We start from the raw sequence: 15,811 nt of genomic DNA, 5'->3' as shown, positions 1-15,811 counted from the left end.
GCCGACGGAGGACACCGACGGCGACCACCTCCCCGACGACCTGGAGGTGCGCGCCAAGCTCGACCCCAAGTCCGAGGACACCGACGGCGACGGCCTCTCCGACTTCGCCGAGCTCGGCTACCGATTCAGCTCCCCGCTCAAGGCCGACACCGACGGTGACGGCACCGAGGACGGCGCCGAGGACCCCGACAAGGACGGCCTCACGGCCGCCCGCGAGCTCGAGCTCCGCACCACGCCCACCCGCGCCGACACCGACCAGGACGGCCTCGCGGACGCCCGCGAGCTCGAGCTCGGCACGGAGCCCACCAAGGCCGACACCGACGGCGACGGCGTCCAGGACGGCGAGGAGACGAGGCTCAACACCTCCCCCCGCGCCAAGAACTCCGCCTTCGACGTGACCCGCCGCGCGGACGGCGGCGCCACCGCCGCCGAGGCCACGCTCGAGGGCCTGCGCGCCGAGCAGGTCGGCGGCTTCCAGGTCACCGGGCTCCCTGCCGGGCAGCGGGAGTTCCCGGAGTCCACTCCGGGCTACCTCGGCAACGGCTTCCAGCTCTCCGCCCCCGCGGACGGCGCCGCACGGCTCACCTTCCGCCTCGACCCCGACCGTACGGAGGGCACCGCACCGGTCCTCTACCGCTACGACGAGAAGGCCCGCCACCTCGTCGAGCAGTCGGGGCAGCAGCGCAGCGGCAACACGATCACGGCCACGGCCGACGGCTCCGCCAAGTACGTCGTGCTGGACAGCCACGCCTTCGACAAGGCAGGCCCCGAGGCCCCGGGCAAGCGCATCCTCGACGCCGGAGACGACGGCGGAGACGACGGCGGAGTCGACGGCGGACAGGACGGCGGAGACCCGGGCGACCCGCCCCCGACCGACATGCTGATCCACCAGTCGTCCTTCCGCGAGGGCCACCGCAAGGCCCCCGACCCCCAGAACCCGCCCGTCCCGGCCGACCCGCGCGTCGCCGACGACCTCACCTTCAACGACTACAACTTCGACGAACTCACCGACCTCGGCTGGGACTTCTGGGTCGCCCGCATCACGCCCGAGTCCTGGATGTGGGCCGAGTTCAACGACATCATGAACTTCGGCAAGCTCGGCGCCGACGCCGACAACGCCCAGTCCGTCGACGACCTCCGCAACGCCTTCCGCTACGGCCGCGACGGCCAGGGCGCGGGCACGGTCACCGTCGACGACAACTTCGACCCCGGCCGCTACCTCTACCGCGGCTCCGGCACGGCCCTCTCCCGCGCCGTCGAAGCCTCACCGCAGGAGAAGACGTACACCGACAAGGCCGGCCAGATCATCAAGCAGTCCCTCATCGACAACAAGGGCCGCACCGATCAGCTCAAGGTCCAGGAGGACCTCACCAAGAACTTCCTCTTCCAGGAGTTCCTCCGCCAGGACGTGAAGTACCCGGTGTACGACTTCTCGCTCTGGGACGGCAACCAGCGCGCCCTCTCCATCGCGATCCACCAGTTCCACGGCCACACGATCGCGCTGAAGGACTACAAGGTCGAGGGCAACTCCTTCTCCGGCAAGCTCGTCTTCCACTCCTACGACCACTTCGGTCTCGACCCGGACGACGAGATCACGCAGTACGGCTTCATCGACTGGTTTACGCTTCAGCACTATGACCGGTTCGACGGGAAGTACCCCCCGCCGATCGCGCAGGCGGACATCGAGATCCCCATCAGCGGCACGTTCTGACCTCGCCGGCCTGATGCCACGGAGGCGCTCGCCGGGCCGGGTCCTGGCCGTCACGCTGCTCGTCGTGACGGCCGGGTACCTGGCCTGGCGGGTCGCCGTCCTCGCGGGCCTGGAGGCCCACTTCGGCAGCGGCTTCGACGAGCAGCGCTTCAACCGGCTGCAGCAGGAGTACGACCGCCGCGAGGACGCCTTCGCCCGGGCCGACGCCCGGATGCGGAAGCTGATCGCGGAACACCCCCGCGCCGAACGCATCGACTGGAGCCGGTACCGGACCTGCGTCCGCGAGCCAGGACGCCCCTCCGACACATGCACGACGACGCCCCCGCGCGACCAGAAGGTGTACGACGCCCTCTGGGGCGTCAGCGTGATCCTCTACCAGTCCAAGGACGAGGGCCGCACGTTCTACCGCTTCTACCACGAGGACCCCCCGCGCTACACGATCATGCGCGCCCCCGAGGACACCGCGGAGGAGGCCGAGGAGTACGCGGACGCCCACGGCTTCCGCTCCACCCGCCCCCTCGGGCCCGGCTGGACGATCCTCGGCCCGATCGACGACATCGGCCGCGAGGAGAAGCAGTTCCCGTAGGAGGGCTCGCGGAACGCTTCGCCGGGAAGCAGCAGGGAAGCAGCAGGCACGACAGGAGACCCCCACCCCCGTGAACACGTTACTGATCACCGCCGACCGTGTCATCGCAGGCCCCGCGGACCGTGCCGGGCACGCCTGCCAGGGGCGATCCACCTCATTGCCTTAGGACTCTAAGGCGAGCGTTGGAGGGGACCCTCACGAGGGAGGAGTAGGCCTGGCGGAGCGACTCCCACAGGGGTCGCAATTCACCATCCGCCCAAGCATCTTTCGCAGCCATGTAGTTGCGCGAGTTGAGTGAGGATCCCTGCATTCCTCGGGAGACCACGGCGTCGCGACCGGCGAGCAAGATTCCCTACGCGGCGCGGCAGGGGTAAAAAGGCGGACGCCTGGCCATACGTCAGGCGCCCGCCCAAGGGTCACGCGGCCGAGATGGAGAAGTACTGGTTGTCGCCGCCGTGACAGTCCCACAGCCTCACGGGGGCGCCGTTCGCCTGGCTCCAGTCAGCTATCTCCAGGCACTTCCGGTAGGCGTACGCCCCGTCCATTCTGAGACCGTAATCACCGCGGAACATCTGGTTGAGACCGTAGTGGCAGCCCCACTGGTTGGCGGTCGCACCGTTGTTGCGGCCCCAGCCGCCGATCTCCAGGCACCTACCGCTGTGTCTACCTCGCCGCCCTCCATCTCGCAGGCATCTTCATCTGGTCCGCGAGATAGTCCGGAAGAAACGACCTAGCAGGCTCCCGACGGCTGCGGCCCCGGTGGACACATACATGTGCGCGTACGTGTCCACCGGGGCCGTTCGCGTTCCTCCGGCGGGCGGCCCAGTCAGCCCTGTCGCTTCGACGCGTCCGGGGCGTAGGTCTCCAGGTACGCGGTGAGCAGCCGCCGCGCCTCGGTCATCGTGGCGTCGTCGCCGGTCGGGGAGCGCCGGAAGGCCACGTCGAAGAGCCGGCTGCCGGCCTCGAAGGCGAGCTGGATGACGAGCACGGGGGTGTCGGGGCGGATGCGCCCGCGTGCGATGAGGACGTGCCAGAGCCGCACGGCCTGCGCCTCGTCGAAGGCGCGCACCATGTCGTCGATCGCCGCGCTGCGCCCCTTGAACCAGAGTTCCGTGCAGCTCGGGTGCTCACGGAAGTAGTCGAAGATCGGAGCCATCACGGAGTCGACGGCTTCGGGCAGCGCGTCCGCTCCGGGACGTTCGAGCGAGGCGACGATGCGGGCCTCGAGCGCCTCCGTATGGCGCTGGAGCAGCTCGGCGTCGACCTGGTGGCGGTCGGGGAAGTAGTGGTACATGGACGCGACCGGGATCCCCGCCCGCTCTCCGATCGCCTTGAGCGTGGCGGCCTCGTAGCCCTGCTCGGCCAGCAGCGCCTCGGCGGCGTCGAGGATGGCCTTCCTCCGCTCCACACCACGGCGCTGTACCGCAGTCGGGCGGGTCGGTTCCTGGGATTTCGACTTTTTCTCGAACACGATTCGAGATCGTATCAGTCAAAGCCGTGCAATCCCCGCAGCTGGAAGGCCGCCCGCACTTCCTGAAACGCGACCTTAGAGGCTCGCCAGCACCGCCTTGGCGGCGCCTTCGCCCGACGCGGCGGCGTCCGCCAGGGACGGGATGTCGAGCTGGTAGTCGCCCGCGAGGTACACGGGCCCGAACGGCTTCCTCAGAACCGGCAGCGACACGCGCTTGCCGGCGCTCCAGAAGGGGACCACGCGGTGGTGGCGGCTCACGATCGGCGTCCCCAGCTTCCCCCAAAGTTCGGGATAGAGCCCCAGCAGGCCCCGGCTGAACCGCTCGACGATCTCCTCGTCGGTACACGCGAAGAGCGCGTCCGCCTTGCCACCCCGGCGAAGCACACCAGGGCGCCGCCCGGCTTGCGCATGCCGCCGCCGCGCAGCGCGGCCGCGTGGTTGAAGATGGCCTGGAACGACAACTGCGGCGTGGACACCCCGTAGTAGTCGTCCCACCGCTGGGGGCCTTCCTCGTCCGTGAAGTACCCGACGACCACGTATCTGCCGTACGAGATGTCGGCGCAGGCGTCCCGGTGCGCCTGCGGCATGGCGGGGACGATCCGCGTGGCGACGTCGACGGGAACCGCGACGATCGCACGCTTCGCGCGCAGGACCGCCGGACCGTCCGCGTCCTCGGAGCGGACGACCACCCCGCCGTCGTGCCATTCCACCGCCTCCACGGCCGACCCGAGCCGCAGCCGGTCGCCGAGGTCCTCCGCGAGGATGTCGGTGAGGGTCTGGTTGCCGCCCACGGGCAGCGAGAAGTTGGGGCCCTTCGCCGGGTCGGCCAGGGCGATCGAGACGGAGATGACGAACTGAGTCGCCGCGGTCTCCCCCGGATCGCACCCCATCCACTGCCCGGACCACGAGCGGACCATCGAGTGGGCGACCTCCGAGCCCACTCCGCGCAGGAAGTAGGACGCCGACTCCTTGTCGAGCCGCCTGCGCATCCGCCTGTCGAGTGCGCGGCGCAGCCGGCCGCCGCCCCGCTCCATCTCCAGGTTCATCGCCGCCCAGATGATGCGGGCGCCGACCCTGGCCAGCCCGATCCGGTCCTTCATGGACATGCGCGTGCGAAGCATCAGGGCGATCGGGTTGGCGGTGTCCACCAGCCCCCCGTTGAGGCCGAGCGCCACCTTCTTGCCCGCCAGGCTGCCGCGCACCACGCCATGGCGGTCGAGGGCCTCGATCAGCGTTCCGGTGCCCTCGGTGAACTGGGTTCCCATGTTGAGCCAGTAGTCGTCGTTGCGCACCGACTCCACGCGCCCGCCCGCTCGGTCCGCGGCTTCCAGTACGACGACCCGCCGCACCACGTGCCGGTCGTCGGGGACCCCGGGACGCTCGCGATGATGACCCTCCCCGACGCCCTGGCCACCGCCGCGTCCTTCGCGGGGCCCACCTTCCGCAACGAGGTGTGCGCCCGGGCCGCGCTCGTGGTCGGCTTCAACCGGCCCACCACCCACGTGGCCCGGCTCGCCTGCCCGATCCTCGTGCAGGTCGGGCTCCATGACCGCATCGCGCCGCCCGAGGCGGCGCGGCGCACGGCGGAGCGGGCCGGGCCGTGGGCCCGGCTGCGCGCCTACCCCGTCGACCACCTCGACGTCTATGCCGGGCCGGGTCAGGAGCGGGCGCTCGCCGACCAGCTCGACTTCCTCACCCACCACCTCGACCCGTCGCGTCCGCCCCGCCACCGGGGCCTGCACCGGGCCCCGCGTGGCTGACCCGGTCGGCGCTCACTCCTGACCACGTACGCATACATCATTCAAGGGACGGAATGAACATGTACGACTACGTCATCGTCGGTGCCGGATCCGCGGGCTGTGTCCTCGCGGCGCGCCTGTCCGAGGACCCGGACGTCCGGGTCTCGCTGATCGAGGCCGGCGGCCCCGACACCGCGCAGGAGATCCACATCCCGGCCGCCTTCCCGCAGTTGTTCAAGTCGGAGCTCGACTGGGACCTGGACACCGACCCGGAGCCGGGGATCGGGAACCGGCGGACCTACCTGCCCCGCGGCAAGGTGTTCGGCGGCTCCAGCTCGATCAACGCGATGATCTACATCCGGGGCAGCCGCGCCGACTACGACGGCTGGGCCGCGGCCGGTGCCGACGGCTGGTCGTACGAGGAGGTCCTGCCGTACTTCCGCCGCTCGGAGGACAACGAGCGCGGTGAGGACGCGTTCCACGGGGTGGGCGGGCCGCTGACGGTCAGCGACGGGCGGTCCGGGCACCCGCTCGCCTCGGCCTTCGTGCGCGCCGCCGAGCAGGCGGGGCACAAGGCGAACGAGGACTTCAACGGCGCGACGCAGTTCGGTGTCGGGCGCTACCAGCTCACCCAGCGTGGCGGTCTGCGGTGCAGCACGGCCGTCGCGTATCTCCACCCCGCCCTCGACCGGCCGAACCTCACCGTGCTGCCCGCGTCCCGCGCGCACCGCGTGGTGATCGAGGACGGGCGGGCGACGGGCGTGGAGGTGGAGCGCGGCGGCACCGTCGAGGTGATCCGCGCCGAGCGCGAGGTGGTCCTCTCCGCGGGCGCGTACGAGTCCCCGAAGCTGCTCATGCTGTCCGGCGTCGGCCCGGCCGCCCTCCTGTCCGCCTTCGGCATCGGTGTCGTCCGTGACCTGCCGGTCGGCCAGGGGCTGCAGGACCACTACATGACGCTGCTGAACTTCCGTACGGACGCGGAGTCGTTGCTCTCCGCGGCGAGCCCCGAGAACGCGGCGTTGCTGCAGAGCGAGGGGCGCGGCCCCCTGACCTCCAACATCGGCGAGGCGGGCGGCTTCTTCCGCAGCCGCGACGAACTGGCGGCCCCGGACCTGCAGTTCCACGCCGCCGCCGTGCTCTTCCACCAGGAGGGCCTCGGCGCGCCCACCGAGCACGGCTTCGCCTTCGGCCCCTGCGTGCTCGCCCCGACCAGCCGCGGCGCGGTGACCCTGCGCTCGCCGCGTCCGGACGTGGCGCCCCGGATCGTGCACAACTACCTGACGACGGCCGAGGACCGGGCGAGCATCGTCTCCGGGGCCCGGATCGCTCTGGACATCGCGGCGCAGTCCGCGGTGGCCGACCTGGTCACCGGCCCGTACGGCGACGTGCCCACCGCCTCCGACTCGGACGCGGACCTCCTCGCCTGGGCCCAGCGGGCCGGACAGACGCTCTACCACCCCACCTCGACCTGTGCGATCGGCGCGGTGGTCGACCCGGAGCTGCGCGTCTACGACGTGGCGGGACTGCGGGTCGTCGACGCCTCGGTGTTCCCGTCGGTGACGCGCGGCAACACCAACGCGCCCACGATCATGGCGGCGGAGAAGGCCGCCGACCTCATCAAGGGGACCGTGCGATGACGGCCTCAGCGCCTTCGACCGAGCGGACGTGGGAGATCGACCGGGCCCTGGACGACCTCGTCCGGGGCGAGTCCGCCTGGGCCGCCTGTGACCTGGCGAAGCGGCGCGAGCTCCTGGAGCGGGTGCACGCGGCCACCGCCGAGCGGGCGGAGGCGTGGGTGCACGCGGCCGTCGCGTACAAGCGGCTGCCGGAGGGCAGCCCGCTGGTCGGCGAGGAGTGGATCACCGGACCGTACCCGGTGCTGACCTCGTGCGGCGCGCTCGCCGCCAGCATCGGAGCCCTGGAGCGGGGCGGCAGCCCCGTCGACGGGTTCACCGTGGGCCGGGCGCCGGGCGGGCGGGTCTCCGTGCGCGTCCTGCCGCACAGCATCTGGGACCGCCTGCTGCTCAACGGCTTCACCGCCGAGGTGTGGATGCCGCCGGGCGTCACCGAGGAGACGGTGCGCCGCGAGGCGGGCCTGGCCCTGCGCCGGCCCGCCGACACCGGCGGCGTCGGCGTGGTGCTCGGGGCGGGGAACATCACCTCGATCCCGATCCTGGACGTGCTGTACGAGCTGTACGCGAACAACCGCGTGGTGGCACTGAAGCTCAACCCGGTGACCGACGGCCTCCTCGACGTCTTCAGCCGCGTCCTCGCCCCGCTGATCGAGGTGGGCGCGGTGCGGATCCTGACCGGTGGCGCCGATGTCGGCACGTACCTCGTGAACCACCCGAAGGCCGGCCACATCCACATGACCGGCAGCGTGGCGACCCATGACGCGATCGTGTTCGGTACGGGAGCGGAGGGCGCCGCCCGCAAGAAGGCGGGCACGCCCCTCCTCGACAAGCCGGTGACCAGCGAGCTGGGCGGGGTGTCCCCGACGATCGTGCTGCCGGGCGCCTGGTCGGAGGCGGACCTGCGGTTCCAGGCCGAGCACGTCGCCACCCAGAAGCTGCACAACGGCGGCTACAACTGCGTGGCGAGCCAGGTGCTCGTCATCAGCTCGGACTGGGCGCAGAAGGACCGTTTCCTGGACCATGTACGCGCGGCCCTGACGGACGCCCCGGAGCGCCCCGCCTACTATCCGGGCAGCGACGACCGGGTGGCGGGTGCACTCGCCTCGTACGACGGGGCCGAGCGCATCAGCGGGGGTCGGGTGCTGATCCGGGACCTGGACCCGGCGAAACCCGGCCCGGCCCTGACCGGCGAGTACTTCGGCCCGGTTCTGGCGGTCATCGAACTTCCGGGCTCTCCAGGGGAGTTCCTCGCGGAAGCGGTCCGTACGGCGAACGAGGAGCTCGCGGGCACGCTCGGGGCGAACCTGATCGCCCACCCGGCCACCGTGACCGCGCTGGGCCCCGCCCTGGACGAAGCCATCGCCGAACTGCGGTATGGGACGGTCGCGTTGAACGCGTGGACGGGAGTCGGCTATCTGACGGCCACGGCCACGTGGGGCGCCTTCCCCGGCCACACCCTCGACGACGTCCAGAGCGGCATCGGCGTCGTGCACAACGCGCTGCTCCTGGCCGGTCCGGAGCGCACGGTCGTCCGCGGACCGTTCCGGCCGGCGCCCCGGGCCCTGCTGCACGGCTCGCCGGTGATGTCCCCGAAGCCCCCGTGGTTCGTCACCCACCGCACCGCCGGCACCACGGGCCGCCTCCTCGCCGACTTCGCGGCGGCGCCCCGCTGGAGCGCGCTGCCGAGGATCTTCTCCTCCGCGCTACGCGGCTGACGCTTCCGCGGACGGGGCCTTCCGGCAGGTACCGGGAGGCCCCACGGCGTACGGCGGGACGCCACCTGGCACGACTGACGCGAACCGGACTCGTGACCGAGGCGGAGCCCCGAGTCAGCCCCGCAGCCGGTCCAGCAGCACCCTTCCGGCCAGCCAGTCGCCCAGCGCCGAGGCCGAGTTGAGGTGGCCGTGCGCCCCGGCAACCACCAGCGTCGCACCCCAGGCGTCCGCGAACCGTTCGGAACGCTCCGCCGTGCACCACGGGTCGTCCGAACTCGCGACCACGATGCTCGGGAACGGCAGCGGCTTCAGTGGAACGGGGCAGAAGCTCTCCAGCTCGGTCACGCCCGCGCGTTCGATGTCCGGAGGCGCCACCAGAAGCGCCCCGGCGACCTTCGCCGTGGACCGCTGAGCCGCCCAGTGAGCCACCAGAACACAGCCGAGGCTGTGCGCGACCAGCACCACCGGGTCCGGCTCCGCGGCCACCGCCTCGTCCAGCGCGTCCAGCCAGTCAGGCAGCAGCGGATGGTCCCAATCCGCCTGCTCGACCCGCCGGAACGCGGGATCGGCCGCCTCCCAGTGGCTCTGCCAGTGCTCCGGGCCGGAGCCCTCGTAACCGGGTACGACGAGGTAACGCGGCTGCGTGGTCATGGTTGATCCTTCCCCCTGGTCGACAAACGCAGTGGATCTTAGCCCTCACCGTCACACGGCGGCCGTTCGAGGAACGTGCGTGGGCGAGTCCCGCGCCGACTCGCCTGTGACCGGCATCACATCGATCCGTCATGGCAGCAAGCAGCGTTTCGCGGCACGCGCGCTGTCTGGAGGGTGGATGGGACGAGCCCGTCCATGGATGTGAGGAGAATCCGTGACTTCAGTGAGCCGGAACAAGCGCAAGTTGTCGGCGCGTTCGGTCATCGCCGTCGCCGGTGCCGTTCTCGTGGTGGCCGGCGGTGGGGCCGGTCTCGCCGCGGCCCAGGGTTCGACGGCCCCGAAACAGGTTCCCGCCCTGACCTCCCTGACCCGGTCGACGCCGGCGGAGGACCAGAGGACGGTGCGCCCGGGCGAGAAGGTCGAGCTGGGCCTCGGCCACACGATGTGGCTGAACCGGCAGGGCATGGTCCTCACGACGTCGATCGTGTCGGGGAGCTCCGAGACGCGGCTGACAAAGGCGTCAGAAGTGCCCAGTGGGACGCTCTCCGCCACCGCGTCCGCCGACCGTTCGGGCACCTTGTGGGCCGGCGTCTATCGCGGTCCCGGAACCCCGGCGAAGGTGACCGTGGAGATCGACGGCAGGACGCTGACCGGCAAGGTGGTCACGCTCGCGGGCAAGCCGGGGTGGGCCGCCTTCTACGCCGTCGGCCAGAAGGCGGGCTCCATGGCACCGGAGATCACCGTCAAGGACGCCGACGGGACCGTTCTCGCCCGGATGGTGAAGAAGACGTCCTGAACCGGCCCTGCCCGTGCTGCTCCGTGCCTCGGCGCGGAGCAGCACGGGCGCGCGGCACCACACAGCAGAGGCACTCCGGGCGCAGGCGAGGTCTGAACGAACCGTGAACAGTGACACCGACGACGAGTTCCACCACTTCATGACCGGCCGGTGGCCGAGCCTGCTGCGGACGGCCTACCTGCTGACCGGAAGCCATCACGACGCCGAGGACCTGGCCCAGACGGCACTGGCGCGGGCCTACGCGAAGTGGGACAAGGTCCGGTGCAGCGACGACATGACCGCGTACATCCGCAAGATCATGATTCATGTCAACGCGGACCGGTTCCGCAGGCGTACGGTCCGCGAATGGTTCACCCCCTGGGTGCCCGAGACCGCGGCCGAGGACCGGAACGCACAGCTGGAGCACCGCGGCGCTCTCATGGCGGCGCTGGCCCGGCTGCCGGTTCGGCAGCGGACCGCGGTGGTGCTCCACTACTTCGAGGACCTGCCGCACGGTCAGATCGCCGCCGCCCTCGGAACGAGGGAGAGCACGGTACGCAGTCAGATCGCCCGTGGTCTGGCCAGACTCCGCGCCGACGGCGTACTCACCGACCTGGCCGGAGCACCACGGCAACCGAAGCAGTCAGAGCCACAGCGACAGAAGCAGAAAGCGGTGTCCCGATGACCCATGACGAGGCCCTGACCGCCGCGCTCCGCGAGGCCGCGGCGAATGCGCCGACGACACCGGCGCCGACAGCTGCCGTCATGCGGCGGGGCAAGGCCGTCCGACGGCGGCACCGGGTGACGCGCTCGGCGGTCCTGGTCGCCGCACTGATCGTTCCCGTGGCCGGAGTGGCCATGGTCTCCTTGAGGCCGCCCGGCTCCGACGGCGCACCGGCCGTGCCTGCCGCCCCGCCGGCATCCTCGGAGGTGACGGTGGTGGATCCCGGCGCGCGGATCCCCCTGGGCGGACACCACACGATGTGGCTCACGGACCAGGGCGTGTTCCTGGAGGTGTCGACGGCCGGCCGGGCCGAAGCACAGCTGACGAAGGCGTCCGAGGTGCCCAGCGGGACGATCTCCACCACCGTCTCCTCGGACGCCTCGGGTGCTCTGTGGACCGGCATCTACCGGGGCCCCGGAGTTCCGGCCCGGGTCACCGTGTCCTTCGACGGCAGGAGCGTGGACGCCCGAGTCGTCACTCTGTCCGGCGCTCCCGGCTGGGTCGCCTTCCACGTGGACGACACGCGCACCGGAGCGACGAGCGGGTCGGCGGTCACCGTCACCGTACGAGCGACGGACGGTACGGTCCTGGCGTCGCTGGCCAAGAAGCCCGGGAGCTGAATCGAGGAAAGACGAGGGTGGCGCCCGAACAATCTTTGCGTGGTCGTGGCGGCATCGTTTCCACGGAGTGCCCGATCCCCAGATTCCTCTGAATTCGTACAACCATCCGCACGATGAAGGAGTCATGTAGGGCGAGTACGCCGTAGGCGTGTTCGTTTCGTTTCCAGGGGGGACCCACATGACTCACCACATATCCCGGCGTGCCCGCGTGCTTCCGGCCGTGGCCGCCGCCGGGATGCTCGTGCCCGTCGTCGCGGGCGCGGCGCCTGCTTCCGCCGCCACCGCGCCGCAGGTCAGCTGCACGTCCGGCCAGGCCGGGCTCGCCGCCAAGCTGCAGCGGGACATCACCGCCGCCCTCGCCACGCGCACGGGCACCGTCGCCGTCGGCCTGCGCGACCGCACCACGAACACCACCTGCACCCTGCGCGCGACCACCTCGTACGACTCGGCCAGCGTCGTGAAGGTGACGGTCCTCGCCACGCTCCTCTGGGACGCCAAGAAGACCAACCGGTACCTGACCTCGCGCGAGGCCACCCTCGCCACCGCCATGATCACCAAGTCCGACAACGCGGCCACCACCTCGCTGTGGAACCAGCTCGGCGTCACCAAGGTGAAGGGCTTCCTGGCGGCCGCCGGCATGACGCGGACGGTGCCGGGGTCCGGCGGCTACTGGGGGCTCACCCAGATCAACGTCACCGACGAGCAGCGACTGCTCTCGCTGATCACCGCCAGGAACACCGTCCTGAGCGACAACTCCCGCGCCTACATCCTCAAGCTCATGGGGAACGTCATCACCTCGCAGAGGTGGGGCACCCCCGCCGGCGCGCCCTCCACCGTGTCCGTGCACGTCAAGAACGGCTGGCTGCAGCGCGCCACGCGCGGCTGGCGCGTGCACAGCATCGGCACGTTCAAGGGCGGCGGCCACGACTACACGATCTCCGTACTCACCGACGGCAACAGCAGCATGAGCTACGGCGTGAACACGATCCAGGCCGTGGCCAAGGTGATCCACCGGGATCTGATCCCGACCGCGACCACCGCCTCCCGCTACACGCCGACCACCACGCCCCAGGAGGCGTACGTCGCGGTGCCCCAGGGCTGACGCCCTGATCCCGCGCGAAGAAAGCGAGGACGTCGGCCGGACGCTCCGCAGCATCTTCTGCCACCTCCTGTGAAACACACGCGGAACCACCGAGGCCCGCACCGAAGTCGACGGTGCGGGCCTCGGTCATGCCGTGGGCGGGTTCTCGGGTGCTCTGCCCTGCGTCTCCTGCCGCCCGGCAAGGATGGGAGAGCGCCGCGAACTGCTCCGGAGCACCGATCTCCAGGACGCCCTCAGGAGACGGCAGTTGGAGAGGCTGATCAGGCATGGCGAAGTGTCTGGACTCTTTGACGCTTTCGCAAAGACGGTGCTCTACTCCCTGCCATGACCACTCCGACAAAGCTTCTGCCGGCCCCTGTCATCGACGAGACAGCTCGGCTGCTGACCGAGCATTACGTTTTCCCTGAGATAGCCGAGCAGCTCGCCGGCCTGCTGCAACGACGCCTCGCCGAGGGCGCCTACGACGTCGACGACGCCGAGGGACTCGCCCGGTTGGTCACCGCGGACCTGCAGTCCGTCAACGGTGACCGACACCTGAGGCTGAAGCACCATGCCGACCTGGTGCCTCCGAAGCAGGGGGCGGCCACCCTGGACGCCATGCGCCGGGACTTCGACACCTCGCTGGGCGGTGCGCCCCGGGTGCAGTTGCTCGACGGAGGGGTGGCCGTGCTGGAGCTGGCACCGATGCTGTTTCCGCTGGAGTGGGCCGCCGAACCGCTGAGCGCCGCGCTCACCTTGGCCTCCCGCGCCCAGGCGCTGATCGTGGACCTTCGCGCCAACCGGGGCGGCGACCCGGACACGGTCGCCTTCGTCTGCAGCTACCTTCTCGACGAGCGCACGCACCTCAACACCATGCACTGGCGCGGTGGCAGGCGCAGCGAGCAGTCCTGGAGCCTGCCGCACGTTCCCGGCGCGCGCTTCGGCGGCAGCAAGCCGTTGTACGTACTGTCCAGCGACAGCACCTTCTCCGCCGCCGAGGAACTGGCGTACGACCTCCAGCAGCTCGGCCGCGCCACAGTCGTCGGCGAGCGCACCCGCGGCGGCGCACATCCCTGCCAGGGTTGGACCGTGCACCCACACCTGGAAGCCACCGTCCCCGTCGGCCGCGCCGTCAACCCCGTCTCCAGCACGAACTGGGAGGGCACCGGTGTGCAGCCGGACATCCCTTGCGCTGCCGCCGACTCCCTCGACCGCGCTCACGCGCTGGCCCTCGCCCGACTGGCAGGCTGACCCGGTCCAGCTCACCGAGAGACGATGGCCGGTCGGTCAGCTCGTCGCCCGTACGGCGTCTCTGATCAGGTCGGCGACCCGTGTGGGCTCGGACAGGACGACGGCGTGGGAGGCGTCCGGGAGTTCGACGACGACGGCTCCGGCGCGTGCGGCGCCGAAGCGCTGGACCTCGGGGCCGATCGTGCGGTCCGCCCCGGCCACCAGAGCCCAGGACGGCTTCGTCCGCCACGCTGCCGCGGGCGCGCTCTCGGTGAACGCGGCTGTGGCGAGTGGGCGTTGGGCCGCCGCCAGCACGCCGGCGACGGCCTCGGGCACGTCCGCCGCGAAGACGGAGGGATAGGCCGTCTCGTCGATCGTGATCTCGACCGCGGAGTCGCCGTCGAGGAGCGGGTACGTCCACTCCTTCAAGTTGCCCGCCAGCGGGGATTCGGGGAAGCCCTCCTGGAGCCGGCCGAGGCTCTCGCCCTCGTGGGGCACGTAAGCGGCCACGTAGACGAGCCCCACGACGTTCTCCGCGGCGCCGGCCACAGTGATCAGCGCACCGCCGTACGCGTGGCCGACAAGGACGACCGGACCCTCGATCTGCGCCAGGACCGAGGCGAGGTAGGCGGCGTCTGCGGTCAGGCCCCGGAGCGGGTTGGACGGAGCGATCACCGGGATACCGCTGCTCCGGAGTTCCGAGATGACGCCTATCCAGCCTGTCGCGTCGGCGAAGGCACCGTGCACAAGGACGACGGTGGGGTTGGGCATGCGAGTTCTCTTCTCAGTGTCGGGCCACGTGGGGGGCGTCGTCACGACGACGGTCGGGGCGCGGCCCGGAGTTCGGCAGAGGTCCGTGCGACTGTTACTCACGGTAGAGCCGAGGAGAGGGCACCTCTTGTCCCGGCGCGCAACCACGCTGTCATGGCGGCGCACACGCGTCTCAGAGCCTTCGCTCGTCCTGGGCGCCGGCATTCGTCGGTGCGAAGGCCGAGGTCGCCAGCGCCTGCCATTCGCTGGGGCTCATGCCGTAGGCGCCGCGGAACGTGCGGCTGAAGTGCGAGGGGCTGCTGAAGCCCCAGCGGTGCGCCACCGCGGCCATGGTGATTCTCCGGTGGGAGCGGACCAGCTCGAGCCGGCAGAACTCGAGCCTGCGCTGCCGCACCCACTGGCTCACCGTGCTGCCGTCGTTCTGGAAGAGCTTCTGCAGGTACCGGACGGAGATGTGGTGGGCGCGTGCGATCGAGTCCGGTGACAGGTCGGGGTCCATCAGGTGTTCTTCGATGTAGGCGCGAATGCGGGACAGCATCTCGTTGCCGGTCCCGGACGCGTCGTCGGTCTCGTCCGTCGTGTCCGCTTCGAGGAGCTCCATGACCAGGACGGAGAGGAGGTGTACGGCCGTCCGGGCAAGCCGGTCCCCGATCGTGGACCGGCGGAACTCCGCCCTGGCGGCGAGCGCGGTCAGGAAGTCGGACGCCAGCGCCCCGATCCCCTCCCCGCCGCGTACGGGGACGCCGAGCACCTGGTCCAGTTCCGACTCCGTGACGCCCAGATAGCAGCGGGGCACCCGGAAGAAGATCATCTGGCAGTCCTCGCCGAACTGCAGCAGGTGCCGTCGGGCCGGGTCGCAGAAGACCAGGTCGTTCGGCTCCAACGGGGTCTTGGCACGCTCATGGAGGACGGTGACGGGCCCACGGACATGGACACCGAGGTAGACGTGGGTCCGGTCGTTCGTGTCCGGCATCTCGGAGAGCATCTGGACCAGCCACCCCGAGCGGGAGGGGAGCGGGGTCGGATCAGACGCCTGCCGGGGCACCCGTTCGGGCGCACGTGACGTCAGTGTGAGAGTCATGGGGATTCCTAGCCGTAGGTTC

The 15,811-nt window shown here is 70.8% G+C and carries 17 protein-coding genes; 10 read left to right on the top strand and 7 right to left on the bottom strand.

The window, feature by feature from the left end; genetic code table 11:
- Positions 1 to 46: 46 nt before the first annotated feature.
- Both AC07AW_RS34005 and AC07AW_RS34000 read left to right on the top strand, forming a co-directional pair.
- Positions 47 to 1,711, top strand: a complete 1,665-nt coding sequence (locus AC07AW_RS34005) for a DUF3289 family protein (RefSeq protein ID WP_478819360.1) — start codon at positions 47 to 49, stop codon at positions 1,709 to 1,711.
- 13 nt (positions 1,712 to 1,724) lie between these two features.
- Positions 1,725 to 2,297 (top strand): hypothetical protein, encoded by a 573-nt coding sequence (locus tag AC07AW_RS34000; protein WP_478819330.1) that lies wholly within the window; start codon positions 1,725 to 1,727, stop codon positions 2,295 to 2,297.
- 416 nt (positions 2,298 to 2,713) lie between these two features.
- On the opposite strand, the gene AC07AW_RS33995 is transcribed toward AC07AW_RS34000, so the two are convergent.
- The 4 genes from AC07AW_RS33995 to AC07AW_RS33980 form a co-directional block, all read right to left on the bottom strand.
- Positions 2,714 to 2,986 (bottom strand): RICIN domain-containing protein, encoded by a 273-nt coding sequence (locus AC07AW_RS33995; protein ID WP_478819359.1) that lies wholly within the window; start codon positions 2,984 to 2,986, stop codon positions 2,714 to 2,716.
- Between the two features lie 137 nt (positions 2,987 to 3,123).
- The gene (locus tag AC07AW_RS33990) at positions 3,124 to 3,705 is read right to left on the bottom strand and encodes a TetR/AcrR family transcriptional regulator (RefSeq protein WP_478819329.1); all 582 of its coding nucleotides are present in this window, start codon (positions 3,703 to 3,705) and stop codon (positions 3,124 to 3,126) included.
- Positions 3,706 to 3,843: 138 nt separating this feature from the next.
- Entirely contained in the window at positions 3,844 to 4,026 is a 183-nt protein-coding gene (locus AC07AW_RS33985) for a hypothetical protein (protein WP_478819328.1), read from the bottom strand.
- Positions 4,023 to 5,120, bottom strand: a complete 1,098-nt coding sequence (locus AC07AW_RS33980) for a flavin monoamine oxidase family protein (protein WP_478819327.1) — start codon at positions 5,118 to 5,120, stop codon at positions 4,023 to 4,025. The genes AC07AW_RS33985 and AC07AW_RS33980 overlap by 4 nt, the downstream gene beginning before the upstream one ends.
- Positions 5,121 to 5,156: 36 nt before the next feature.
- Here AC07AW_RS33980 and AC07AW_RS33975 point away from each other — a divergent pair, with 36 nt between their 5' ends.
- From AC07AW_RS33975 to AC07AW_RS33965, 3 genes are read left to right on the top strand one after another with little or no spacing between them, the layout of a single operon-like run.
- Entirely contained in the window at positions 5,157 to 5,528 is a 372-nt protein-coding gene (locus tag AC07AW_RS33975; RefSeq protein WP_478819326.1) for a hypothetical protein, read from the top strand.
- Positions 5,529 to 5,581: 53 nt separating this feature from the next.
- Entirely contained in the window at positions 5,582 to 7,144 is a 1,563-nt protein-coding gene (locus AC07AW_RS33970; protein ID WP_478819325.1) for a GMC family oxidoreductase, read from the top strand.
- Positions 7,141 to 8,856, top strand: a complete 1,716-nt coding sequence (locus AC07AW_RS33965; RefSeq protein WP_478819324.1) for an aldehyde dehydrogenase family protein — start codon at positions 7,141 to 7,143, stop codon at positions 8,854 to 8,856. Before AC07AW_RS33970 ends, AC07AW_RS33965 begins: the two co-directional genes overlap by 4 nt.
- A gap of 114 nt (positions 8,857 to 8,970) precedes the next feature.
- Here the strand turns inward: AC07AW_RS33965 and AC07AW_RS33960 are convergent, their stop codons facing one another.
- Positions 8,971 to 9,507, bottom strand: coding sequence for an RBBP9/YdeN family alpha/beta hydrolase (locus tag AC07AW_RS33960; RefSeq protein ID WP_478819323.1), 537 nt, complete (start codon positions 9,505 to 9,507; stop codon positions 8,971 to 8,973).
- 214 nt (positions 9,508 to 9,721) lie between these two features.
- On the opposite strand from AC07AW_RS33960, the gene AC07AW_RS33955 reads away from it, so the two are divergent.
- The 5 genes from AC07AW_RS33955 (at position 9,722) to AC07AW_RS33935 (ending at position 13,958) form a co-directional block, all read left to right on the top strand.
- Complete coding sequence (locus tag AC07AW_RS33955; RefSeq protein ID WP_478819322.1) at positions 9,722 to 10,303, top strand: hypothetical protein; 582 nt, start codon at positions 9,722 to 9,724, stop codon at positions 10,301 to 10,303.
- A gap of 103 nt (positions 10,304 to 10,406) precedes the next feature.
- Positions 10,407 to 10,967 carry a SigE family RNA polymerase sigma factor gene (locus tag AC07AW_RS33950; protein WP_478819321.1) on the top strand — a complete coding sequence of 187 codons (561 nt, stop codon included), beginning with the start codon at positions 10,407 to 10,409 and terminating at the stop codon, positions 10,965 to 10,967.
- The gene (locus AC07AW_RS33945) at positions 10,964 to 11,626 is read left to right on the top strand and encodes a hypothetical protein (RefSeq protein WP_478819320.1); all 663 of its coding nucleotides are present in this window, start codon (positions 10,964 to 10,966) and stop codon (positions 11,624 to 11,626) included. The genes AC07AW_RS33950 and AC07AW_RS33945 overlap by 4 nt, the downstream gene beginning before the upstream one ends.
- 178 nt (positions 11,627 to 11,804) lie before the next feature.
- Positions 11,805 to 12,728, top strand: coding sequence for a serine hydrolase (locus tag AC07AW_RS33940; RefSeq protein ID WP_478819319.1), 924 nt, complete (start codon positions 11,805 to 11,807; stop codon positions 12,726 to 12,728).
- 324 nt (positions 12,729 to 13,052) lie between these two features.
- Positions 13,053 to 13,958: a S41 family peptidase gene (locus tag AC07AW_RS33935; RefSeq protein WP_478819318.1), complete on the top strand. Its 906-nt coding sequence runs from the start codon at positions 13,053 to 13,055 to the stop codon at positions 13,956 to 13,958.
- A 36-nt stretch (positions 13,959 to 13,994) separates the two neighbouring features.
- Here AC07AW_RS33935 and AC07AW_RS33930 read toward each other — a convergent pair whose 3' ends face one another.
- Together AC07AW_RS33930 and AC07AW_RS33925 are read right to left on the bottom strand one after the other, a co-directional pair.
- A complete protein-coding gene (locus AC07AW_RS33930) occupies positions 13,995 to 14,708 on the bottom strand; it encodes an alpha/beta fold hydrolase (RefSeq protein WP_478819317.1) in 714 nt (237 codons plus the stop codon).
- 172 nt (positions 14,709 to 14,880) lie between these two features.
- Positions 14,881 to 15,789: a helix-turn-helix domain-containing protein gene (locus tag AC07AW_RS33925; protein WP_478819316.1), complete on the bottom strand. Its 909-nt coding sequence runs from the start codon at positions 15,787 to 15,789 to the stop codon at positions 14,881 to 14,883.
- Between the last annotated feature and the right edge of the window lie 22 nt (positions 15,790 to 15,811).

This window comes from Streptomyces sp. NPDC044003 (genome assembly GCF_056435185.1).
The sequence above is the reverse complement of the archived record's forward strand: the minus strand, read 5'-3'. Positions and strand labels throughout refer to the sequence as shown.

Excerpts from the sequence above, each read along its gene's own strand:
- AC07AW_RS34000 (WP_478819330.1), top strand. The coding sequence starts at position 1,725 with ATGCCACGGAGGCGCTCGCCGGGCCGGGTCCTGGCCGTCACGCTGCTC.
- AC07AW_RS33975 (WP_478819326.1), top strand. The coding sequence starts at position 5,157 with ATGACCCTCCCCGACGCCCTGGCCACCGCCGCGTCCTTCGCGGGGCCC.
- AC07AW_RS33970 (WP_478819325.1), top strand. The coding sequence starts at position 5,582 with ATGAACATGTACGACTACGTCATCGTCGGTGCCGGATCCGCGGGCTGT.
- AC07AW_RS33965 (WP_478819324.1), top strand. The coding sequence starts at position 7,141 with ATGACGGCCTCAGCGCCTTCGACCGAGCGGACGTGGGAGATCGACCGG.
- AC07AW_RS33960 (WP_478819323.1), bottom strand. The coding sequence starts at position 9,507 with ATGACCACGCAGCCGCGTTACCTCGTCGTACCCGGTTACGAGGGCTCC.
- AC07AW_RS33945 (WP_478819320.1), top strand. The coding sequence starts at position 10,964 with ATGACCCATGACGAGGCCCTGACCGCCGCGCTCCGCGAGGCCGCGGCG.
- AC07AW_RS33940 (WP_478819319.1), top strand. The coding sequence starts at position 11,805 with ATGACTCACCACATATCCCGGCGTGCCCGCGTGCTTCCGGCCGTGGCC.
- AC07AW_RS33935 (WP_478819318.1), top strand. The coding sequence starts at position 13,053 with ATGACCACTCCGACAAAGCTTCTGCCGGCCCCTGTCATCGACGAGACA.
- AC07AW_RS33930 (WP_478819317.1), bottom strand. The coding sequence starts at position 14,708 with ATGCCCAACCCCACCGTCGTCCTTGTGCACGGTGCCTTCGCCGACGCG.
- AC07AW_RS33925 (WP_478819316.1), bottom strand. The coding sequence starts at position 15,789 with ATGACTCTCACACTGACGTCACGTGCGCCCGAACGGGTGCCCCGGCAG.